The sequence below is a fragment of the Microbulbifer maximicatervae (SeqCode) genome (assembly GCF_052467825.1).
Map to the genome: position 1 here is coordinate 1,532,417 of NZ_CP174327.1, position 21,822 is coordinate 1,554,238.

At 47.1% G+C, this 21,822-nt stretch carries 18 protein-coding genes and 1 tRNA gene; 14 read left to right on the top strand and 5 right to left on the bottom strand.

Annotation, left to right across the window (positions count from 1 at the left end):
• The first annotated feature begins 5 nt into the window (after nt 1-5).
• The gene (locus tag ACJJII_RS06885) at nt 6-326 is read left to right on the top strand and encodes a chaperone modulator CbpM (protein WP_413665909.1); all 321 of its coding nucleotides are present in this window, start codon (nt 6-8) and stop codon (nt 324-326) included.
• Nucleotides 327-332: 6 nt separating this feature from the next.
• Here the strand turns inward: ACJJII_RS06885 and ACJJII_RS06890 are convergent, their stop codons facing one another.
• Nucleotides 333-1,319, bottom strand: a complete 987-nt coding sequence (locus ACJJII_RS06890) for a glycerophosphodiester phosphodiesterase family protein (protein ID WP_444918724.1) — start codon at nt 1,317-1,319, stop codon at nt 333-335.
• Between the two features lie 138 nt (nt 1,320-1,457).
• Nucleotides 1,458-2,438 carry a calcium/sodium antiporter gene (locus ACJJII_RS06895; RefSeq protein WP_413663970.1) on the bottom strand — a complete coding sequence of 327 codons (981 nt, stop codon included), beginning with the start codon at nt 2,436-2,438 and terminating at the stop codon, nt 1,458-1,460.
• Nucleotides 2,439-2,786: 348 nt separating this feature from the next.
• Here ACJJII_RS06895 and ACJJII_RS06900 point away from each other — a divergent pair, with 348 nt between their 5' ends.
• From ACJJII_RS06900 to ACJJII_RS06945, 10 genes are all read left to right on the top strand, one after another.
• A complete protein-coding gene (locus ACJJII_RS06900; protein WP_413663971.1) occupies nt 2,787-3,038 on the top strand; it encodes a hypothetical protein in 252 nt (83 codons plus the stop codon).
• A 274-nt stretch (nt 3,039-3,312) separates the two neighbouring features.
• Complete coding sequence (hppD, locus tag ACJJII_RS06905; RefSeq protein WP_444906715.1) at nt 3,313-4,392, top strand: 4-hydroxyphenylpyruvate dioxygenase; 1,080 nt, start codon at nt 3,313-3,315, stop codon at nt 4,390-4,392.
• A gap of 14 nt (nt 4,393-4,406) precedes the next feature.
• Nucleotides 4,407-4,967 carry a VOC family protein gene (locus ACJJII_RS06910; RefSeq protein WP_252084079.1) on the top strand — a complete coding sequence of 187 codons (561 nt, stop codon included), beginning with the start codon at nt 4,407-4,409 and terminating at the stop codon, nt 4,965-4,967.
• Complete coding sequence (locus ACJJII_RS06915) at nt 4,964-5,971, top strand: fumarylacetoacetate hydrolase family protein (RefSeq protein ID WP_444911876.1); 1,008 nt, start codon at nt 4,964-4,966, stop codon at nt 5,969-5,971. The genes ACJJII_RS06910 and ACJJII_RS06915 overlap by 4 nt, the downstream gene beginning before the upstream one ends.
• A gap of 647 nt (nt 5,972-6,618) precedes the next feature.
• The gene (locus ACJJII_RS06920) at nt 6,619-7,356 is read left to right on the top strand and encodes a YopT-type cysteine protease domain-containing protein (RefSeq protein WP_444918725.1); all 738 of its coding nucleotides are present in this window, start codon (nt 6,619-6,621) and stop codon (nt 7,354-7,356) included.
• A 616-nt stretch (nt 7,357-7,972) separates the two neighbouring features.
• Nucleotides 7,973-8,710, top strand: a complete 738-nt coding sequence (locus tag ACJJII_RS06925) for a YopT-type cysteine protease domain-containing protein (protein ID WP_413663975.1) — start codon at nt 7,973-7,975, stop codon at nt 8,708-8,710.
• Between the two features lie 205 nt (nt 8,711-8,915).
• On the top strand, nt 8,916-10,700 hold the full coding sequence (locus tag ACJJII_RS06930) for a DUF885 domain-containing protein (protein ID WP_444918726.1): 1,785 nt from the start codon (nt 8,916-8,918) through the stop codon (nt 10,698-10,700).
• A gap of 252 nt (nt 10,701-10,952) precedes the next feature.
• Entirely contained in the window at nt 10,953-11,996 is a 1,044-nt protein-coding gene (locus tag ACJJII_RS06935; protein ID WP_444918727.1) for a DUF5700 domain-containing putative Zn-dependent protease, read from the top strand.
• 259 nt (nt 11,997-12,255) lie between these two features.
• Nucleotides 12,256-13,239 (top strand): glycosyltransferase family A protein, encoded by a 984-nt coding sequence (locus ACJJII_RS06940; protein ID WP_444918728.1) that lies wholly within the window; start codon nt 12,256-12,258, stop codon nt 13,237-13,239.
• The gene (locus tag ACJJII_RS06945) at nt 13,236-14,462 is read left to right on the top strand and encodes a glycosyltransferase family 2 protein (RefSeq protein WP_444918729.1); all 1,227 of its coding nucleotides are present in this window, start codon (nt 13,236-13,238) and stop codon (nt 14,460-14,462) included. The genes ACJJII_RS06940 and ACJJII_RS06945 overlap by 4 nt, the downstream gene beginning before the upstream one ends.
• A gap of 84 nt (nt 14,463-14,546) precedes the next feature.
• Here ACJJII_RS06945 and ACJJII_RS06950 read toward each other — a convergent pair whose 3' ends face one another.
• The 3 genes from ACJJII_RS06950 to rtcR form a co-directional block, all read right to left on the bottom strand.
• Entirely contained in the window at nt 14,547-15,329 is a 783-nt protein-coding gene (locus ACJJII_RS06950; RefSeq protein WP_444918730.1) for a TSUP family transporter, read from the bottom strand.
• 88 nt (nt 15,330-15,417) lie between these two features.
• The gene (locus ACJJII_RS06955; RefSeq protein ID WP_444918731.1) at nt 15,418-16,908 is read right to left on the bottom strand and encodes a C13 family peptidase; all 1,491 of its coding nucleotides are present in this window, start codon (nt 16,906-16,908) and stop codon (nt 15,418-15,420) included.
• 60 nt (nt 16,909-16,968) lie between these two features.
• Nucleotides 16,969-18,567, bottom strand: a complete 1,599-nt coding sequence (gene rtcR / locus ACJJII_RS06960; protein ID WP_444918732.1) for an RNA repair transcriptional activator RtcR — start codon at nt 18,565-18,567, stop codon at nt 16,969-16,971.
• Nucleotides 18,568-18,786: 219 nt separating this feature from the next.
• On the opposite strand from rtcR, the gene ACJJII_RS06965 reads away from it, so the two are divergent.
• The 3 genes from ACJJII_RS06965 to ACJJII_RS06975 all read left to right on the top strand — a co-directional run bounded on the left by ACJJII_RS06965 (nt 18,787) and on the right by ACJJII_RS06975 (nt 21,806).
• The gene (locus ACJJII_RS06965) at nt 18,787-20,016 is read left to right on the top strand and encodes an RtcB family protein (RefSeq protein ID WP_444918733.1); all 1,230 of its coding nucleotides are present in this window, start codon (nt 18,787-18,789) and stop codon (nt 20,014-20,016) included.
• A 189-nt stretch (nt 20,017-20,205) separates the two neighbouring features.
• Nucleotides 20,206-20,277, top strand: a tRNA-Ser gene (locus ACJJII_RS06970).
• 368 nt (nt 20,278-20,645) lie between these two features.
• On the top strand, nt 20,646-21,806 hold the full coding sequence (locus tag ACJJII_RS06975; RefSeq protein ID WP_444918734.1) for a slipin family protein: 1,161 nt from the start codon (nt 20,646-20,648) through the stop codon (nt 21,804-21,806).
• Nucleotides 21,807-21,822 lie beyond the last annotated feature (16 nt).

Here is a 21,822-nt window from a genome sequence, read left to right on the forward strand (position 1 = left end):
TTGTGATGCCTAAAAAGGTTGAGCAGCTTAGCGGTGTTCTCCTGGATGAAGAGAGTGAGTTAACTTTGAGTGAACTGTGTCGGGCTTGTGGTGTACCGGCGGAGCGTATCATTGCCTTGGTTGAGGAGGGAATTATTGAGCCGCGTAGCAGGGAAGTGCAGTGGCGCTTTAGCGGAATTTGTGTGCGCCGGGTGCGCCGGGTTTACAGCCTGGAGCGAGATCTGGGGGTAAATCTTGCCGGCGCTGCATTAGCGATAGAGCTGCTGGAAGAAATAGAGCGTCTTCAGGCGCATCTGGCACGGCTGGAGAAAGGTCGAAAACGCTAAGGTTATCTATTGTCTTGCTTGTAGATATGGGCCAATCAGCTCGATCTTCTCAATCCAAATAGCTCCGCTGTACCCTTCGGGTAGAAAACTGAGTTCTTCCGGTGTGTAAATACCGGGCAAGCCCCGCTTGCCATTTTTATGGTCCACTGCCATAACCAAGCTATTGGCTTTGGCCACTCGTTCAGAGTAGCGATTGGGCCAACCCCACAAAGCCCATCGCCAGGTATTGGGTGCAACAACGATGCTGTTTCGGCAAGCCTCGGGAAAGTAGCCGCTCCAACCGAATAGTGCATATTGCAGAGCGCATTGTTTGGCACTTGTCTTACTGAAGGCCAATGCACTTGGTCGCAACTGCCGTATCCTTTTAATTGGGCGATCGCCACCGTAGACCATAAGTCGGGAATTAATAGGCAATTGGTGTTGCCGAAGATAGTTATCCAATCGCTCTGCTTCTGTTGGATCATTACTCTTAATATTGATCAGAAACTGCTTGCCGGGAAAGTGCAGCAAGACCTCTTTTAAAGTGGGAAGTAAACCTACCCCCTGGCCACGGAAGGGAAATGTCTTGCCGCCATCAAAGGTATAGCCGTAACCAATATCCAGCTTCTTTAAGTCCTTTATGGACTGTTCCCGGGTAACACCTGTTCCATCCGTGCGGCAGTCTATGGTCCAGTCGTGAAATACCGCGAAGTCGCCATCAGTGGTGGGATGGACATCGATTTCGACAATGTCCGCGCCATGGGAAAAGGCGGCTTCCATAGAGGGAATCGTGTTTTCCAGATAGCGGTGTTCCGGGGTATAGATACGGACTGCGGTGCATTCGTCACGGGTCAGATTATCCCGGTTGTAAGTTTGGTAGACGCCGCGATGGGCAATCAGGATTGGTTTTCCTTGCTGGGCTGTCGCTAGCCAAGAGGCATTGAGTAGGTAAATTGCACCGAGTCCAATTAGGGCTGTTATAGCTACGGTTTTGCCAATGGTGCTTCTCTTCATCTAGCTGCTCTGCACTTTTCCTTGGAAGGTGTTGCAGATATTAGTCAGTTTTTGGGAAGAGAAATGGGCGCAGAGGTGGCGAATTATGGTGAATTCAGGCAGTAACTATGGGGTGGTGCGGCACCACCCCGAATATTATCAGAGTGCAGCTTTGGTAATGGTTCCCACCAGGTAGCCGGTATATACGAGGTAAGCCATTAGCAGCGCGGAGCCTTCCCAGCGATTGATTCGGCCCTGGCCTTTGAAGCCGTAGGCAAAAATAAACAGGGCAATTGTGAGGCCCAGAACCATCGGCCAGTCCCGGGACAGCACCTCGTGGGGTACGTTGTTCATGGGAGCAATGGTGCCGGCAATGCCAACCACCGCCAGCAGATTGAACATATTGGAGCCGACAACGTTACCGATGGCGATATCGTGCTCACCTTTTCGTGCGGCCACTAAAGTTGCTGCCAGTTCCGGCAGTGAGGTTCCCAGGGCAACAATAGTCAGGCCTATCACCAGGTCACTGACCCCCAAAGATTCGGCAATGGTTACTGCTCCCCATACGAGAATTCGGGAACTGACAATCAATAGCACCAGTCCTGCTACCAACCAAAATATGGCAGTTCCGAGTGGCATAGGGTTGTCTTCCAGCTCAGTTTCTACTTCTCCCTCAAGCTGGTCACCTTTATTGCGCATTGCAGAAAATATACTCCAGCCGATCAGGGCGAAGAAACCGAATAACAGAACAATACCCTCCCAGCGCTCCAAGCGGTCATTCCACAGGAAGGCACCACTGAGAAGGGTGATTGCCAGCAGCAGTGGCAGCTCTTTACGCACAATCTTTGAGTGTACCGATAGTGGGATCAGCAGGGCACTGAAACCGAGAATCAAACCGGTATTGGCAATATTGGAACCGTAGGCATTACCCAGGGCGAGGCCGGGGTTGCCATTCAAGGCGGCAATGGCTGAGACCACCATTTCCGGAGCGGAAGTACCGAAGCCGACGATCACCATGCCAATTAACAGAGTGGGCATGCCGCAATGTTTAGCAGTGGCGGCAGCTCCATCCACAAAGCGATCGGCACTCCAGACCAGCACAATAAAGCCAGCAATGATGGCAGCAGCGGCGAGAAGCATAGGGGGTCCTCAATAAATACATTCAGGCGGGGTTTTTACCCGACAAACGGGGGCCGATTGTACCGGCTCTGGCAAATACAAAAAGGTATTCAGTTATTTGGATGGGCTGTCAGGGGCAAATTAACGTAAATGTCCCGTCAGTCAGATGGTTTCGCTGCCAGTGTGGGCTACAGTCAATGCATGGCCCGGTAAATCTGCAGGGTGATAATGGGATGGCGCGCCTAATCGCAAAATCCCTGAGCTGGTGGAGATGTCGGGTAAATCTACGCGGGTCGCACAAAGCAATGCGCGGCAGATTCCGCGATATCCATGTCACCGGCCGCTAAGCCGGGTATTTAGGAGGCCTTTATGAGACTCAAAGCTTCAATTGGGATACTGGCCGCGGCGATGGTTTTGACCCTGTCTGCCTGCGAACAGCGCAAGAAAGATGAAGGGATGGACGGCAATAAAGGAATGGGCACCGCTGAAACCGGTTGCTGCCAGCATGCCGAAAATGCCTGTGCTGGAGATGTGAGCAAATCCCAGTGCGACCAGATGACCGGCAAGTTTCACAAGGATCATATGTGTCGTACCGATACCGGTAAATGCACGCGTAAATAAGGTCGGCTGTGCACGGGTGTGGCGCAACCACTGTGTCGCACCCGGCTCCCGATTACTCTCCCGATCCTGTTCAAGGACCCGTTGCCAGCTGGTTATTCTCCCAGGCGCTAGCTTTGGAGGCTGGTGACTAAAAGAACTCTTCTAGTACTCATTTTTTAGCTGATCCAGAGTTTCTTGACATTAGTTACATCTGCAACTAACTTCGTTTGCGCTTTAAATCCACAATCCGCAGCCCCGCTTTGAAGTGCTGCGATGATAAGAAATGGAGGACCGCATGGCCGACTTATTTGAAAACCCGATGGGACTTAACGGCTTCGAATTCGTAGAGTTTACAGCGCCGGAAAAAGGCATCCTTGAAACCGTTTTTACCGCCATGGGCTTTGAGAAAATCGCCCGTCACCGCTCCAAGGCAGTGGAGTTGTGGCGCCAGGGTGATATCAACTTTATCACCAACTACGAGCCCAACAGCCACGCTTATTACTACGCCCAAGAGCACGGTCCCTCCGCTTGTGGCCTTGCCTTCCGCGTAAAAGATGCCAAGTTCGCCTACGAAGAGGCCCTGCGTAAAGGTGCACAGCCTGTTCATGTGAATACCGGCCCGATGGAACTGCACCTGCCGGCAATCAAAGGTATTGGCGGTGCGACCCTGTACATGATTGATCGCTACGAAGATGGTGAGTCCATCTACGATATCGACTTTATCTGGGAAGAAGGCGTAGAGCGTCGCCCTGAAGGTTGTGGTTTCCACACTCTGGATCACCTTACCCACAACGTGTATCGCGGCCGTATGGATTACTGGGCCAAGTATTACGAAGACCTGTTCAATTTCCGCGAGATTCGTTACTTCGATATCAAAGGCGAATACACCGGCCTGCTGTCCAAGGCGATGACTGCACCGGATGGCAAGATCCGTATTCCGCTGAACGAAGAAGCAGCTGGTGGCGGCGGCCAGATCGAAGAGTTCCTGATGAAGTACAACGGCGAAGGTATCCAGCATATCGCCTTTGCTTGTGATGACTTAATTGCCTGTTGGGATCGCCTGAAAGAGCGCGGCATGGAGTTTATGACCCCGCCGCCGGACACCTACTACGAAATGCTGGAAGAGCGCCTGCCTGGGCACGGTGAACCTACTGAAGAATTCCAGAGCCGTGGCATCCTGCTGGATGGCACCACTGAGGGCGGCCAACCGCGTCTGCTTCTACAGATTTTCTCCGCTAATATGCTCGGCCCGGTATTCTTTGAGTTTATCCAGCGCAAGGAAGATGAAGGGTTTGGTGAGGGTAACTTTAAGGCCCTGTTCGAATCCATTGAGCGCGACCAGCTCAAGCGTGGCGTCATTAAAGAAAAGGAATAATAACGGAGGCTTCAATGGGCATTAAGCGCATTCACCACGTGGCGTATCGCTGTAGGGACGCCAAGGAGACAGTGGAATTCTACCGCGATCTTCTCGGCATGGACTTCCAGCTGGCCATTGCCGAAAACGAGGTACCCTCAACCGGTGAGCCGGACCCTTACATGCACGTCTTTATGGATGCGGGTATGGGGAATGTGCTTGCCTTCTTCGAAATCCCCAACTCCCCGGAGATGGGGCGAGATGAGAACACACCCAAATGGGTGCAGCACATCGCTTTCGAAGTGGAGTCCATGGAAGAAATGCTTGAGACCAAAGCACGACTGGAAGCGGCCGGGGTCGACGTACTCGGCCCTACCAATCACACTATCTTCCAGTCGATCTACTTCTTCGACCCCAACGGCCATCGTATCGAGCTGGCCGCCAATACCGCCAAGCCCGGTATGCACAAAGAGCTGAAGCGGGTTGCTGAGGATATGTTGGAAGAGTGGTCACGTACTAAAAAAGCCCCAAGGCACGCCGCCTGGATGCATGGGGAAGAAGAATTTGTGGAAAAAACTGAAGGGGAGGCACAGTGAAGTTAGCCAGCCTTAAATCCGGCCGAGATGGCCAATTGGTTGTTGTTAGCGACGATCTTACCCGTATGGTGCCAGCTGGCGATATTGCCCCCACCATGCAGAGTGCGTTGGACAATTGGGCATCAGTCAGCAGCGAGTTGGAGAAGCTACACGAACGCCTGCAAAGTGGCGAGATTCAAGGGGAAGCCTTTGACCAAACTCTGTGTGCTTCGCCTTTACCGCGCGCATATCACTGGGCCGACGGTAGTGCTTACGTGAATCATGTTGAGCTGGTGCGCAAAGCCCGCGGTGCCGAGGTGCCGGAGAGCTTCTACAGCGATCCGCTCATGTATCAAGGTGGTTCCGATACCTTCCTGGATCCACGCGAGCCGGTAAAGATGCCGCAAAGCAATGGCTTTGGCATCGACTTCGAGGCAGAAATTGCCGTGATCACCGACGATGTTCCTATGGGGGTGTCCGCTGAGGATGCACTGTCCCATATCAAGTTGGTAATGTTGGTCAATGATGTATCCCTGCGCGGATTGATACCTGCGGAACTGGCCAAAGGATTTGGTTTTTACCAGTCCAAACCCTCTAGTGCTTTCTCCCCTGTTTGCGTAACCCCTGAACAGCTGGGTGAAAACTGGAGCGAGGGTAAATTGCATCTGCCACTGGTTTCCCATCTGAATGGTGAGAAGTTTGGCGAGCCCAATGCCGGTGTGGATATGACCTTCCACTTCGGGCAACTGGTCGCCCACGCGGCCAGAACTCGTCCACTTTGCGCAGGCACCATTATTGGCTCTGGAACGGTGTCCAATAAGTTGGATGGCGGCCCCGGTAAGCCTGTAGCAGAAGGCGGTGTTGGTTACAGCTGTATTGCCGAGATTCGCATGATTGAGACCATCCAGAATGGCTCTGCAAGCACGCCATTTATGGACTTTGGAAATACCATTTCCATCGAAATGCTCGATGATCAAGGGCAATCTATCTTTGGACGTATTGAGCAGACTGTAGAGCAGGTTTAACACCGCTTAGCCAAACCTCGACCGGATTTCATCCCCTGGAGTTAACGACCTAGGGGCAGAATTTGGTCGAGGCATTTTACTTACCATTCTGCTGTTGAATTATTCCTCCCTAAATTTTTCACAACCAACTTAGTAGTGCTGCCTTGAATGGCTAAAAGTGTGTTGGCAAAGAGACCGGCACAGATGTTATTGCTAAGTTTATATATGCAACTTATTTCATAGCTTTTGTACTTGCCCATCTGCTTTAACAGCTTTTTGTTGTTACAAGCCACTTTTTTAAACTGGTGAGTTTTGTAAAAGTGTACTTTCTATAAATTGCTATGCGTCCTATTTGAGATTAAGAATGATAAATATTTATAAGTAAAAATATCTTCTTATCTCTATTTTGTCTTCGCAGTTGGAAATGGCTAAATATTGTTTGTTGCCAGATTATTATCGGCTAATAGATTTCAACAAAGTAGGATTCAGGCAAGATTAACGCTAGATAAAAAAATAGTGCCAGAGTCGATTTAAAAAGCGCTTTTATACTCTGTTGGCCCTGGAACTTTTCTGGTTCAATGCCCGCCCAATTCAAAGGCGCTACAAATTTTCAGTTTTTAAAAAAGGATTTGTGCAGCGTTTTTATCTCATAAAATGAGGGATCGAATATGCCTATTTGGGTCGATAAAACCGTTCTCGCTGTAACTGGAACACGCGTAAACCCCGTGCAACAATCTGTAGCCAATCATCGGGGTCAACTGACATACAACTTCAGCCAGTGTAAGGATCCGGTAAAAGCACAAATCACTATTCACGAAGATACTTCCGGTGGCGTTTGTGAAGCGCTTTCCGCTTTTTGGATCAAGTATCACTCTGATGGAGGGAGCTTGTGGGATTGGTTAATGCCGGCTGGTGCACTGGATGAGCAGCACTTATTTCACGTAATGACCCTGCAACAGGCGGGCACACAGAATGACCAAGACGCAACTACTGAAGCCTGGCTGAGCACACAAAATATTTTCCCCACCAGTCAAAATGTATTTGGTGGTGCTTTCCCGAATGGCCGGGGAGGAAATACTATTCGGGGTATTCATCATTCCCGCAGAGCGCAAGGCCAGAGTGGCGTTTTCTCCCCCAATGCTTTGGCAAGGGAGATTATTTTGGATCAGACGGGCGGTGCTGGTTGCTATAAGAAGATAGGTCTTGATGGCACTTTTGCTGGTCATGCAATGGCTGCCTGGGTTGCGCAGGACATTACTTTTTTTGACCCTAACTTTGGTGAATTCTGGTTCGAATCCAGAAATTCATTCTTTAATTGGTTTACCCAATCATTTTGGCATAACTCTATGTATTCTGTAGGGCTAAGCGGTGGCTATGAAGTTCGCTCTTACGCTCGCCGCACATAAATTGGCAGTAGCTGTTTTTAGTGGTTAGCAATCCACTACCAATTTTTTCCTCTTAGCCCTTCCCCCATGGGCGCTCGGCAGCCGGGTTCACCCGGCTGCCTTTTTTAGTTGTCACCACTTCTACCTATTTCACTTCTTATCATTGACTCATTTTCAAGTCGCAATTATCTGGAGGTAATAAGCTCTATCTCTGGAAAGATAAAACCAATTGTCACCAACTACAAAAAAACATTTCCATTTAGATAGTTTCCATGTCATAGGTCAATTTTTTTGCACCAAAAATAGTTCCAGAGTCGAATTAAAGGACCCGTGTAATCTGACTGGCAAGCGTAGCTGGGTCTGTTCTAGCGTGGAATTAATCGTAAATAGCCGTGATATTCCTACCCATAAAAAATAGTGCCAGAGTCAAATAAATACTTGCGCCTCAATCTATTTCGAGTTGCTATCTATGGCCTGATAAAAGAGTGCCAGAGTCGATTTTAAAAAAAAATGGACATCTATCTGCCCTGTAAATTTTCTGTTTCAATCTAATGCATATACCGGAAAGCACTTCTCAGAAGCCGTTAACTAATCGCTGAATAAGTGTTTCTACATTGTGAATACAGGGGAGATGGACATGCCGATTTGGTTTGATAAAACAGTACTTGCACTTACCGGGACAAGGGTTGGTCCTGTTCAGAGATCTGTGGCCCAGCACGGTGGCACACTACAATATAATTTCAGTCAGTGTTTGGATCCGGTGAAGGCACAGATCACCATACACCAGGATACTGCTGGAGGGGTCTGTGAATCCCTGAGTGCCCACTGGATTAAATTTCACGCAGAGGATGGAAGCCTTTGGAATTGGCTCTTCCCCAATAATACATTGAGTGAGCAGCATCTTTTCCATGTGATGACCTTGCACCAGATTGGTGGAAATGCACCAAACCAGGATCAGGTCTCAGAGACGTGGCTGCAATCTCACAATATTCTGCCTCTTCAGAATAATGGCGGTGTGGGTATTGCTGGGCCAAATGGTCAGCGCCAAATTCACGTGGTCACAGGCCCTCGGTTAGATCGTGGGCAAACTACTATGCGCAACTCTGCAGCGCTTGCTGATGAAATTATTAGGGAGCCGACGAGAAGCGCTGGCTCTTACAAGAAAATCGGTATTTCAGGTAAGGTGGGGGCCCACGCCATGGCAGCTTGGGTTGCGGAAGATGTGTTGTTTTTCGACCCAAATTTTGGAGAATTCTGGTTCCCAACCAAGAACGCATTCCGCAACTGGTTTGTAAACTCTTTCTGGAATACATCTATGTATGCCATTGGTCTGAGTGGGAGCTATGACGTGCGCTGTTATGCGCATGCCACCTAAGTTACCAGCCAACTGTTTGACGACTTGGTGGAGGAAATTATACTCCTCCACCTCACTTATGGCGGTATGTTTATTCCGCTGAGTCACTATTATCCATCCTTCGTGTATAGTGCTGGTACAAGCTTGCCACGCCTACTCTGTAGGGTAACTAAAAGAGCAAGCTCTGTTGTTCTTTTTAGATACCAACAGCACTACGGAGCCAAGGGTGAAATTCAAGAAATCACTTACTTACTACCTCAAGTCCCTAACAGGACCGCTTATTGCCACTAGCCTATTGATGCCCTCAGCCTGGGCAGCAACTGCTACAGAAGAGCTTCAAAGTGTTCTTAACGATCACTGGCAATACACGCTGAGAGAAGACCCGATTACTGCCGGGCGAGTTGGCGTTTCCGATTACAATCGAGAACTGCCCCGGGTAACTGCAGAGGATCGTCAACGTCGTATAGAGGCTGAGCAGGCCTTTATCCGGCGCCTTGAGGCTATCGATCAAAGTAAGTTAAGTGCTTCAGACCGCGTCAATAGCGAGCTTCTCTCTTGGGTTCTTGCCAGCTCAGTTGAGGAAGAGGAACTGTTTCTCGACCGAATTCCCCTAAACACCTTCTCAAGTTTTTACGCAAGTGCGCTTGAGGCAAATAGTGGTTTGGCGATGAGGGATATCGCCGACTACGAGGACTATATTGCCCGTATCGGTGAATTTGGTCGCTACTTCGATGAGAACATTGCCAATATGCGCGAAGGTATTCGCTCTGGCTTTGTGTTGCCCAAAATCGTTGTAGAAGGTATAGCGCCAACTGTTCGCGCTCAAGTATATAAAGATCCCAGTAAAAGCAGCTTGTATAAGCCTTTTGCTGAGATGCCGCAAAGCATCGCGCCCGATGAGCAGAAGCGTCTGCGAGAGCAGGGCTTAGCTGTGATTAAGCAAGTAGCTATACCCGCATTTGGACGGGTAGCGGATTTCCTTGAGGGCGACTACCTAAAGGCGGCCACAAAGACTTTGGGTGCTGAACAGATGCCTGGTGGTAGCGACTACTATCGCCACAACATTCGCTACTACGTGACCCTGGATCTGGACCCTGCGGAGATTCATCGCACGGGCCTTGCCGAAGTGAAGAGAATCCGTGCGGAAATGAAAGCCCTGATCAAGGAGTCAGGCTTTAAGGGCAGCTTTACAGAATTCACCCAATTCCTGCGCACAGACCCACAGTTTTACGCTAAAACACCGAAACAGCTGCTCAAGGAAACGGCCTATATATCCAAGCGTATTGACTATGTATTGCCGGAGTTCTTTAACTTACTGCCGCGTACTCCCTATGGCGTGGTACCAGTTCCCAGTGAAATAGCACCTAACTACACTACGGCCTCCTATAATCCAGCCGCCATTGGCGGTACTCGCGGTGGTGCCTACTGGTTGAATACTCACGGGCTGGACCAGCGTCCCTTGTATGAGCTACCTGCTCTTACCTTGCATGAAGCAGTACCGGGCCATCATTTACAAAATGCTCTCTCGCAAGAGCTTGAGAATGTACCGGACTTTCGTCGCAATCTTTATCTGAGTGCTTATGGAGAAGGTTGGGCCCTTTATTCAGAGCGACTGGGTAAAGAGATGGGACTGTACACCACTCCCTATGAGCACTTTGGGCGACTCAGCTATGAAATGTGGCGTGCCGCACGCCTTGTAATTGATACTGGCATTCATTCTCAGGGGTGGTCACGACAGCAGGCATTAAACTTTCTTTCCAATAATACATCCCTCTCTCCGGCTAATGTACGTGCAGAAGTAGATCGCTATATATCCTGGCCGGGTCAGGCGCTATCTTACAAGATGGGGGAAATTAAAATTCGACAGCTGCGAGCTCTTGCGGAAAAAGAGCTTGGCGATAAGTTTGATTTGCGATCATTTCACGATGCACTGCTAAGTAATGGTGCTTTGCCTCTTTCGATGCTGGAAGAGCGGATGCAGCGCTTTATTGAAGAGCAGAAGTCTGCCTAAGCCTACCCTGAATCCCATTCACAACCTGTGGGTGGGATTCAATCTTTTCAAGATGTCCTCTGTCGTAAGCAAAACTTTCTTTTAGATAGCTGAAAACACAAGCTCCTTTAGTGGCACAAACTGCAATATTTTTGTCTCATATTTGGAGTGGAGGTTGTGTTGGCAAAAAAGGTCTAATAATCACACAATAAGCAATCTTTTCAGGTTGAATACCTGGTTATTCTTCTCTTTTACATTTTTATGAGAGGTAAAATGAATATCTTTAAGTGGGTGATTTTTTTAGGCTTGTCACTGATAAGCCTTATGGCTTTTTCCTCAGCGAAAGTAACTGATAATATAACAATTGATTTTGAGAGTGCTGATAGATTGGTTGATATTTTATCTGGAGACAAAGTACCTGATAATCAATTAGATAAGCTGATGAGTTTGCAGGGTATACAAGCAATGATCCATCAAACCTCAAGATTTGACAATAAAGCCAATGCTGAGTCATTTCGGTCTAGTTTGATCGATGTTGTTGAAGGTAATCCAGTTAAAAATGATCCCTTTAGATTTCAACAGTTAAATGAACGATTGTCCGAAGTTGAAGATATACTCAAGATAATAAAGCGCAATCCTCAGCAATACTTAAATAGTGTAAAGAGGGGAATTGGTGATTATTCTCCTAAAGATATTTTCTTTGATACCAATATTTTTATGGTAGTCGGGGGAACTTCTGACGGTTGGTCTCAAGATGATAACTTTTATATTGCGCTGCAGTATTTTAAAGGAGATTATGAAGGTTTACTGACACTTTCAACGCATGAGTTATATCATGTTGCTCAGTCCAATTTTTATGGAAAGGGAAAAAATCCAGACTCTAATTGTGAGAAAATCTTAAATCAAACCCGTCTGGAGGGGATAGCCTCTATTGTGGGTTCTCCATTAAGTGTTACAGACGGAAAAGAGTACACAGAATGGTTTAAGAAAAAATTTAAAAGAAATTTACAGCGAATAGATAGTAACTTTGTTTTATTTGAAACAATGCTTTTTCGTGCATGCCGTGACTCAAGTTTAGACTTCAACAAAATCTATCATTTGGGTTTTTCTGCAGTATGGGATAGCCCTCTGTATTTTGTAGGTTTCTATATCGGTAACAGAATCGAAGAGTTAAAGGGTAGGGATTATCTGATTTCACTTTTGCAGGAATCACCTTCAGCTATGTTTAAAGCCTATATTAAGCTTTATAAAGATGAGAAAAATACAGATTTAATAACATTTGATAAGCCGATTGAAGATATTATTCTTGCCATATAGCACCTAATCAAAACTCTAAGAGTTGGTTTTGGAAAATCTAGGCGCCTTGAGTAGGCGTCTAATTCTCTTTTTACATACCCTAGTCTTCCCGAAAGCATCTAGCTTAAGCAAATTATCGATTAATAAGTTTGAAAAAAGGTGTATAGCTGTCTACTTTAAGTGGTACAGCCTTTATCAGACTTGATTATATTCAAATTAATTTACTTATTGTGTTTACATTTAATTCTGCTGTTTTGAGAGAATTATAAAGAGAATTTGTATGCCTAACAGTAAAGTTGGGGTGGTGATACCAACATACAATGAAAAAAATAATATTGTTAATACATTGAACTCTATTGTTCATAATAATACGACTGATGTAAAAATTTACTTATCTGACGATAATTCCTCAGATACCACGGTTGGGTTGGCCGCTGATTTTCTTCAGAAAAATAGAATCCCATATAAAATTATTTTAAACGATGGTAACAATGGGACAGGCTATTGTAGGAATAGTGCTCTCGATCAAATAGCTGAACCGCTGACTTTATTTTTTGATGCCGATGATCTAATCCTCCCAAATATGTTGGATCGAGCTGTTTCAATTGCTGTAAAAGTTAACAGTGATGTTTTGTTGATGGCCTATCAGTGTAGATTTCCGGGAAGCACTATTAATCTCGGTATGGCAGGTGATGACAATTTCATTTTCTACAGAGCGCTTAGAACCTTTGGTAACAGGGCTTTTTCCACTTTTGATCATGATAGAATTCTATGTTTAACACCCTTCCCTTGGAATAGATTGATTAAAACCAGTTATGCGAAAAGGGTTTCCCTTAGATTTTCACAAACGCCTGTACATAATGATGTGTTAGCACATTGGAATTTGCTCACAAATGCTAAAGATATTGCATTATTTGAATCCCCTTTTTGTATTCATAATGTCGATTCCACAGGAAATAGGCTGTCAAATATTTCAGATGCACGGCGTATATCTGTATTACAGGTTTTTGATGAGGTTGAAGACTTCTTTAATAAGAATGTTAATCTTAGAGATAGATTTTACCACTTGTATGTCAAAAGCAAGTTAGCATTGTTTAACTGGTGCTGGCGTAATCTTGACGAAGAGTATAGGGAGAGCTTTCAATCTCAGTTTACAAGATCTTTTCTATCATTGAGTAATGCGGATTTGAGAATGCTCTTTGACAAAGATCCAGATACTGCTAATTCTGTATTAGATTACCGAACTTCAGTGGTATGCGCATGATTTCGATTGTCGTTATTTCAAAGTCTAGCGGTGTCTATCTCAATACCTGTCTGCAGAGTATTATTCGACAGCAGTACAAGGACATAGAGATACTTGTTCTTCATTTTTGCGAAAATGATGAGCGAAGCCGGATTAATAACTTTACAGGTTCAATGCCCATAATTCGAAGTATTCATATTCCGAGTACTTCACAGATTGATGACCAGCTAATTTTTGAATTTGGAGTAAAAAATACTTTAGGAGAGTATGTTGGATTTATCGATGAAGGAGATTGTTGGTACCCTACATTGATCCCTAAATTACAGGATATAGTCAATAGTGAGAATCCAGATGTAGTATTTTTTAGCCATAATAAACCCCTACAAAAATTCTCAGAATCCATTGATGATAAATCCAGGTTTGTTTTAAAAATAAATTCTATAAATGTCAGGAGGTTTTATCGCAGGGACTTTGTTTGTGGAAATAAGCTATCCGAATTTATTTTGGGTTCCTGCGTTAATGGTCACTCTCTACATTGGATAACAACCGTCAAGGCTAAATCAATATTAGTTTTACCAGAAATTGGGTCGTATAGTTTAGTCAACATGGATGAAAAGAAAAGTGATCTAATGATTCAGCGATTGGTGAATCAATACCATTTTGTATTTGACTACTTAACAAAAAATGCTAGAGGTGCGGATTATAAGAATGATCTTCTGGGATGTTGGTTGCTGTATTTGATAGAATTACGACCGCTTTATGGTGATAAAAAAGTAATTTCTCTATTAATTAAGTCAAAATTAATAGAGAAATATACAGAAAGAGAATTTAATGAAGCTTTAGGCGCTCTGAAGTTAGACAGAGATAAGCAGAGTTTGGTGAGAGAGTGGTATTCTGACTGCAATAAGATGGATAAATATTTAAATCTATTTTATAGGTTGCTGCCATCAAAGCTATCTAGCTATATACGGCTAAATGGTTTTAGATACTCCATGAGCAGAGGGTTTAAAAATACTTATTATCGACTGCCTGACTGGGTAAAGTCACTGATAAAATTTACCAGGGAAAGAGCCAAGAGAAGAGTTTCCAATGATGAATTGCTAGAGAGATTAGAATATCTAATAAAACAGGGACGGTTTGAGCAGTATATGTCGATAATCAATGAAGATTTTGAGAGCAAGCTATCGAATCAAATCACCGAGATCAAGAAGGAGTTGATGGAGCTTAAAAAAGAAGTTCATTAAAGATCTTTTTAGATACTCCATAAAACAATCCAAAGTCTTAATATTTAATCTGATTTTTCTGAGTTCCAGCCACCTCCATACCTTTCAGAAGATATAATCTATCCATCCCATAGAGTGGATATATTTTATTAACATTCCACCACACATAAGAACTACCATTCCCCGTAAATAACCAGGATTAATTTTAAATAGAAAATGAGATCCCAGCCAGGCACCTATAACTTGTCCAATCATCATTAAGATTCCCGCAGCCCATAAAACTTGACCGGCAAATAAGAATACGATTAAAGATGCGATATTAGTGGAAAAATTGAGAGGTTTTGCATTGGCCGTGGAGGTTAGTAAATCCTGTCCCCTACAGGCAACGCCTGATAAGGCAAAAAATGATCCAGTTCCGGGGCCAAACATACCATCATAGTAACCAATAAATGGGATTACGCCATATTGGTATTTCTTTCTTGAGACCTTGGGTTTAGTACTACTATGAGTAAAGGATGGAGAAACTATAAAATAAATAGCGATAAATAAAAGAACAGCAGGGATAATAAATGACAAAACATCAGTATTGATGAACTGTACTGCTATTGTGCCCATGGCTGCGCCAATAAAGGCAAATAGCATTAGATTTTTAATTCCATCCCAACTGATCTTGTTGTTTTTAAGCATCATGTAGGTAGCAGTTGCAGTACCAATACTGCCTTGTAATTTATTGGTGCCCAAGGCAGCTAGTGGCGGGACGCCACTAAGAATAAGGGCCGGTACAGTTATCAGGCCGCCCCCACCTGCTAGTGTATCAAGTAGGCCCGCAATAACGGCGACGAAAAACAATATAAACAATAACTCTACAGAGAGGCTAGCGAACTCCAAGAAGGTATCTCCTTTCGCTTGGTATTATGGTAGATAGTGATTAGTACCAAAAATAATTTTTTAGTCGGTTTGCACCGGAATTCCAAAATTAATAAATCGATTTTTTTCCATGCCACCACATTAGGAAATTCTCTCCCACTGAATATTGGGGCAGGGAGTGGCGGCTTCTTTTAATCCCCTGTTCCTGTTCCATCTCGGTTACTTTTAACTTGGCGGCTTCAAACCATGCCTCAGGATTATTCACTCCCTGATTGAGGGCTTCACCGTAAAGCGCGGAACTAAACCAGGTGCGCTCGGAATCATCGCTACATCCAAAGGAGCTGCGATCCGCAGCGGCCGAAGTAAAGATGACCCGATTGGGGCTATGTAGGGCTTCTACCCATTGACCGGAAAAGCAGGCTGAAACAACGATCCACTGGTACTGGGCGTTAATATTGTCCAGCAATCGTTGCCCATCTTTCAGTGAGAAATCATTTAGGGGAATCTCCCCCTCGGCAATTTTGAAATCTCCATTTCGAGCACCATGGCTGACCAGGTGTATGACAAGTAAATCTTCTTTGGGGTCCATTAATTGATCAATTGCATTAAGGCTTTCCTGGATACTGGTGCGGGTAGCCAGGGGGAAACCGTATCCGCCGCCGTTACTGAGGCGCAGCATACGTTGGTCAATGCTAAAGGCTTCATCGAGGCGCTCTGCCACCCAGTCCAGCTCCCTGGCAAATACTGGAGAGGTACCGTCACCACCTATCAGTAGGGTGTAAATATCGCGTACGCCGGGCCGCTGTGAGGGGAGGGCGGCTATGGCGCTTTGTAAGCGCTCACTCTCGCTGTAGAGCCTGGCTTCTGCTTGGGCACCGGGAATATCCGTCTGTGCGCGCCAGGCGTCTTCGCTGGGGTAATAAGTGCCATCGGAGAAATAACCAGGCTCTTCAATTGTGTTGCCTTCAGCATCGGCAATAATTCGCACACCTTCACCTTCTGCTTCTCCATAGCGGAAAGTAGCACGGATAATCGTACCGTCGGGCTGTGTGAGTTCACCTTCGCCGGAATAGGAGCCGTATTCGAAATTGCCGGTATAACGATGACCATCGCTATCCGAATAGCTACCTTGTATTAAAAAACCGTTTTCAAAGCTGCCCTGATAAAAGCTGCCATCTTCTGCAGTGAGTTTGCCTTTGCCGTGGGGATCAAAGTTTAAAAACTCACCATGATAACTCCCACCTTCATCCCAATTTAAAGTACCGCTTTGCAGCTCCCCTTCATGGAACTCTCCCGCCCACTCAGTTTCATCGCAACTATAGCGACCTTTGCCGTGGGGCTCTCCATTGAGGAATTCCCCTTCATAGCTACAGCCATCACTTCCAGTTAACTCACCTTCACCTGTCATGCGACCTTTTCGAAAGTCGCCACGATAATGGCTGCCATTGGGCCATTCGAGCTGACCCCGTCCATGAAACAGACCGTTAAGCATCTCGCCTTTGTAAACAGAGCCATCTGGCAAGGCGGTACCACCTGCGAATTGGGTTGGCTCACATGCGCTGAGAAAGAAAATAAGCGGCGTTAAATAGGTGTATTTCATTCCATGATCCAGCATCCGGCTTTTGGAATCAGACTAACAAAAAATAATGCCAAGTGGCCTCTATGTTTTATTCAGCTGGTCGAATTTAAGACCGTATTTATCTAAAAGTTGGCGTACCCGGTGTGAGTCGTTATTGGATTTTTTTGAGGTGCGGCTTACTTGAAATAATTTGCGTCCGGCCTCTGCCATCGAATTGGATTCTTCACAAACCTGAATTAGCCCAGCTAGTTTGATTTGCTCGTAGTAATCCATCTGTTCGGTGTGGTCACGACCCAACAGTGCTTCGATACGGGCAAGGGATAGTGATGAATCTGTTACTGGATTTTGCCATTTAATCCGCAACCTATGGATTTCCTCTTCTACTACCTGAGTCGTGATACGCCCACCATCGGCGAGGGTACCCATACGCAGGATACTGGCGTTAAGGTCGCGAAAGTTCGCAGACCAGCTGGCCTCGCGGGAGCGCCCAAAACTCAGGTACTTTTCCCGTGCTGCTCTATTAAAGCTGACAAGATGCCCGGATTTCCTGGAGAAAGCCTCCAGCTCAAAATCTATATTGGGTTCCAGGTCTTCAATACGCTCTCGTAGAGAGGGCAGTCGGTAGGTCCACAGATCGATACGGGCGAGCAGGTCCGCGCGAAATTTACCTTCTTGGCAGAGCTGTACCAGATCCCGGTTGGTACCGGCGATCAGCTGGAAGTGACTGCTTACTTCTTTATCAGAGCCGAAAGGCATAAAGCGTTTGTGCTCAATCGCACGCAATAACATGGCCTGCTCGTCCAATCCCAACTCACCGATTTCATCGAGAAACAGCAGGCCCTTATCTGCTTCCATTAGCAAGCCTGGCCGGTGGGTGGTGGCACCGGTATAGGCGCCTTTACGATGGCCGAACAGGGCGGACATGGCATTTTCGCCGCGCAGGGTGGCGCAGTTAACGGCTACCAGGCCACCCTCCAGCTTGCCCCGCTGCTTGCGTAGTTCAAAGACACGCTGGGCCAGCTGGGATTTACCTGCCCCTGTGGGACCGGTAATTAGTATGGGGGCGTCGGAGCGAATCGATACCTGCTCCAGCTGCTCGATCATCTGGTTAAAAGCGAGATTGTTGGTCTCGATTCCCCCCTTCAGATAGGTGGTGCCCTCCTGGTGTTCCCTCTGGAAGCGCGAGGCAATCTGGTCGTATTTGGACAGGTCCAAATCGATGATTTGGTATTCGCCCGGCAAGCTACTGTTCTTTCGCGCCGGGGAAGTTTGCAGCAGACGCCCGGGGAAATACCCCGCCTCTGTCAACAGGTACAAGCAGATCTGGGCTACATGAGTACCGGTGGTGATATGCACCAGGTACTGCTCGTCATCCGGCTTGAAGCTATAGGCGCGGGCGAAATCCAGCAGATTGCTATACACGCTCTCGAAATCCCAAGGGTCATTGAAATTCACCCGGTGGTGGACCACTTCGGTCTCTGGAGAGACCCGCGCAATATCTTCTGTGACCTGGTCAGCCAGGCTTCTCGAGTGGTTGTCGAAAAGGAGCTCCAGCCGATCGATCAATAGGTCATCGTGCTGGCACATGGAAATGTTTGGGCGCCATTTATCCCAGCGCTTGTCGCCTTTGCCGCGCCGGTCCTTGCTGGTACCGAGAATACTGATAGCGATTGTCTTCATGCTATCTAAAATATGATTTAACTATCAAAAAAGATAGATATTTATGAATCCCCTGTCTCAAGAATTCTACTAAAAAATCCTGAGATAAAAAATAAATCGTTAAAAAACAATAGGTTACAAGTATTTTTCAGTTGTCTGCAAAAGTTGGCACCCAATTCGCTATATCAATAACTAAATGAAACACATGAATACCAAGCGCGGTTTCAAAAGGAGTAGAAGATGAAACCAATGCCATATGAAGTAATGCAGGCAGGTGGGGTACCGATTAAGTCCTGGACCCTGGGTGTGCCTTTTGAAGATGAAGCCAAAGCGCAGCTCAAAAATATCTCGCAGATGCCATTCGTCCATAAATGGGTCGCGGCGATGCCTGATGTACATCTAGGCAAAGGCGCCACTATTGGCAGTGTGGTCCCAACTCTGGGGGCAGTAATTCCCGCTGCCGTAGGGGTGGATATTGGTTGCGGCATGATGGCGGTTCGCACCAGCCTGACGGCGGCGCAACTGCCGGACAACCTGGCTGGAGTGCGCAGCGCCATCGAACGCGCCGTGCCCCACGGCCGCACTGGCCGGCACCGGGGGAGAGGGCGGGACAAGGGGGCCTGGGAGAATCCACCGGACGATGCACTTGCCGGTTGGGCGCCTCTAGCCGCCCAGTTTGAACTGCTCAAAGAGAGGCATCCGGCATTAAAGAATACTAATAATATCAATCACTTGGGAACACTTGGTACAGGCAATCACTTTATCGAGATGTGCCTGGATGAACAGGGTAGCGTGTGGTTGATGTTGCATAGTGGCTCTCGGGGAGTGGGAAATCGAATAGGCACTTACTTTATTGAGAAAGCCAAGCGGGATATGGAGCGCTGGCATATCCACTTACCGGACAGTGACCTGGCCTATTTCCCGGAAGGTACAGAGCACTTTGATGACTATGTGCAGGCGGTGGAGTGGGCGCAGGAGTTTGCCCGTATCAATCGTGAAGTAATGATGGTGCGAACTATTAGCGCGGTGAAGCAGGCCCTGGGGATGGATTTTGAGGCACGGATGGAAGCGGTGAATTGTCACCACAATTACGTTTCCCGCGAGCATCATTACGGCAAAGATGTATTGGTGACCCGGAAAGGCGCTGTAAGAGCGCGTGCCGGCGAAATGGGCATTATTCCCGGTAGTATGGGGGCCAAGTCTTTTATTGTGCGGGGGCTGGGTAATGAAGAAAGCTTCTGTAGCTGTAGCCATGGGGCCGGACGAGTGATGTCCCGTACCAAGGCTAAAAAGCTGGTCTCCCTGGAAGAGCATCGCGCGGCCACCGCCGATGTGGAATGTCGAAAAGACGAGGGCGTGATCGATGAGACCCCATCGGCCTACAAACCTATAGAAAAGGTTATGGCAGCACAGAAAGACCTGGTGGAAATCGTCTACACCCTCAAGCAAGTGGTTTGCGTCAAAGGCTGACGCGTTTTAGGCCAGGGATCGGCCGAACTAAGGCAATTGCTAAAGTATGCAGGCCGCCGGGCGAATTCGCCGGGTTGCCGCAACCGAGTTTGAGGCCTTTAGCCCGTCAGCGGAGCCGGTTCTGAATCCCGGCCCGGCACCACCGCCTATGGCGGCAGGTGTACCCACGGGATAGAAGTTCAAACGCCTACTTTGTAGCTCATTTGGTAGAGCAGTCGATAACTTATCGATTTGTAGCAGGTTCGATTCCTGCCAAAGTCCTATCGTTATCCAAACGACCTGGAAAGAGGCGAGAGCCTGGGGTTCGACTCCCCATTAAAAATCTACCTGGGGTCCGATAGCCTCTCGATACGGTAAATAGGGTTTAGCGATTTACTGCGGAGGCACTCTGGCAACTGTGTCGTTAATTGTGGGTCTGCCCTGTGCGATCCAGCGGCAAGATTTACGGTTGTGTCTCCTGGCCAAGGATTTTGGCTGCAGGCTCAGGGGAGCCATGTGGGGAAAATCGTATTTCCTCTGCCGCTGGGCCCCGCTCGGCACAAACGGTTTACCACCTGTCGCTGGACGGGCCCCACCCTTGCGGCCCATTGGGGTAGCGCAGTATGAAAATGGAATAAAAGATAAGAACCATGATATCTCTGTTCAAAATATGGAAGAACGTGGATGTTGCGGATAGCGAGCGAGTGTTGCTATTTCGCCGCAACCGTTTTGAAGGGGTGCTGCCACCTGGCAGCCATCGTATATCCCTATTGTCCGGTGATGTACGGGCAGAAACTTATGATATTACCGATGTGGTATTCGGTGAAATCAAAGCCAAATTTTTGTTAAACACCTATGGTGAGATCCTTGGTGAATACCTGCAATCCTATGAATTGTCAGACCATCAGGTGGGATTGTTTTACCGGGATAATCATTTGATCGATATTTTGCCACCGGGTACTTTTCGCGCTGTGTGGAAGGGCGGTGAATCCGTGCGGGTGGAAATCGTGGATATCTCTGAGGAATACGCCATCGATAAAAAAGTCCTGGGCTTACTGGGGCGAGGTGTACGTGCTGGACAAATGCGCACCGCCCTTCAGGCGGTAAACTACAACGAGATTCCCGATGAGCATGTGGGCCTGTTAATGGTCAACGGTAAGTTGGAAAAGGTGTTACAGCCCGGCTGTTATGGCTACTGGAAATACAACCGCTCTATCGAGGTCAAGGTACTGGACTTGCGGTTGAAAACCATCGAAGTCAGTGGCCAGGAAATTCTGACCAAGGATAGGGTCAGCCTACGTGTCAATTTAACCGGCGCTTACAAAATTACTGATGCAAAAAAGGTGGCGCTAAAGCTCAGCGATAGTACAGGCTTTATTTATCGCGAATTGCAGCTGCACTTGCGCGAGGCCGTGGGTACCCAAACCCTGGATAGCCTTCTGGCCGATAAGGACAGGCTGAATATTGTGATTGCGACTGGCATCCGTGACAAGCTGGCGGAATATGGTATCGAGCTTACTAGTGTCGGAGTCAAGGATATTATTTTGCCCGGTGATATGAAGATGATCCTTAATCAGGTTGTAGAAGCGCAGAAGGAATCTGAGGCAAACCTGATTAAGCGCCGAGAAGAAACCCAAGCTATGCGATCTCTGCACAATACCGCCAAGCTGATGGATAACAACCCGGTACTGCTGCGCTTGAAAGAACTGGAAGCTTTGGAACGGGTCAGTACCCGCATCGATAAAATTTCCGTATATGGCGGTCTCGATGGGGTGATGAATGAGTTGGTGAAGTTACGTCCTACGGCTTAAAGGCGCCATTCACCAA

Coding starts and splice junctions, on each gene's coding strand:
- ACJJII_RS06935 (WP_444918727.1), top strand. CDS start 10,953: ATGAATATCTTTAAGTGGGTGATTTTTTTAGGCTTGTCACTGATAAGC.
- rtcR (WP_444918732.1), bottom strand. CDS start 18,567: ATGAAGACAATCGCTATCAGTATTCTCGGTACCAGCAAGGACCGGCGC.
- ACJJII_RS06890 (WP_444918724.1), bottom strand. CDS start 1,319: ATGAAGAGAAGCACCATTGGCAAAACCGTAGCTATAACAGCCCTAATT.
- hppD (WP_444906715.1), top strand. CDS start 3,313: ATGGCCGACTTATTTGAAAACCCGATGGGACTTAACGGCTTCGAATTC.
- ACJJII_RS06965 (WP_444918733.1), top strand. CDS start 18,787: ATGAAACCAATGCCATATGAAGTAATGCAGGCAGGTGGGGTACCGATT.
- ACJJII_RS06975 (WP_444918734.1), top strand. CDS start 20,646: ATGATATCTCTGTTCAAAATATGGAAGAACGTGGATGTTGCGGATAGC.
- ACJJII_RS06925 (WP_413663975.1), top strand. CDS start 7,973: ATGCCGATTTGGTTTGATAAAACAGTACTTGCACTTACCGGGACAAGG.
- ACJJII_RS06895 (WP_413663970.1), bottom strand. CDS start 2,438: ATGCTTCTCGCCGCTGCTGCCATCATTGCTGGCTTTATTGTGCTGGTC.
- ACJJII_RS06945 (WP_444918729.1), top strand. CDS start 13,236: ATGATTTCGATTGTCGTTATTTCAAAGTCTAGCGGTGTCTATCTCAAT.
- ACJJII_RS06900 (WP_413663971.1), top strand. CDS start 2,787: ATGAGACTCAAAGCTTCAATTGGGATACTGGCCGCGGCGATGGTTTTG.
- ACJJII_RS06955 (WP_444918731.1), bottom strand. CDS start 16,908: ATGAAATACACCTATTTAACGCCGCTTATTTTCTTTCTCAGCGCATGT.
- ACJJII_RS06940 (WP_444918728.1), top strand. CDS start 12,256: ATGCCTAACAGTAAAGTTGGGGTGGTGATACCAACATACAATGAAAAA.
- ACJJII_RS06885 (WP_413665909.1), top strand. CDS start 6: ATGCCTAAAAAGGTTGAGCAGCTTAGCGGTGTTCTCCTGGATGAAGAG.
- ACJJII_RS06910 (WP_252084079.1), top strand. CDS start 4,407: ATGGGCATTAAGCGCATTCACCACGTGGCGTATCGCTGTAGGGACGCC.
- ACJJII_RS06920 (WP_444918725.1), top strand. CDS start 6,619: ATGCCTATTTGGGTCGATAAAACCGTTCTCGCTGTAACTGGAACACGC.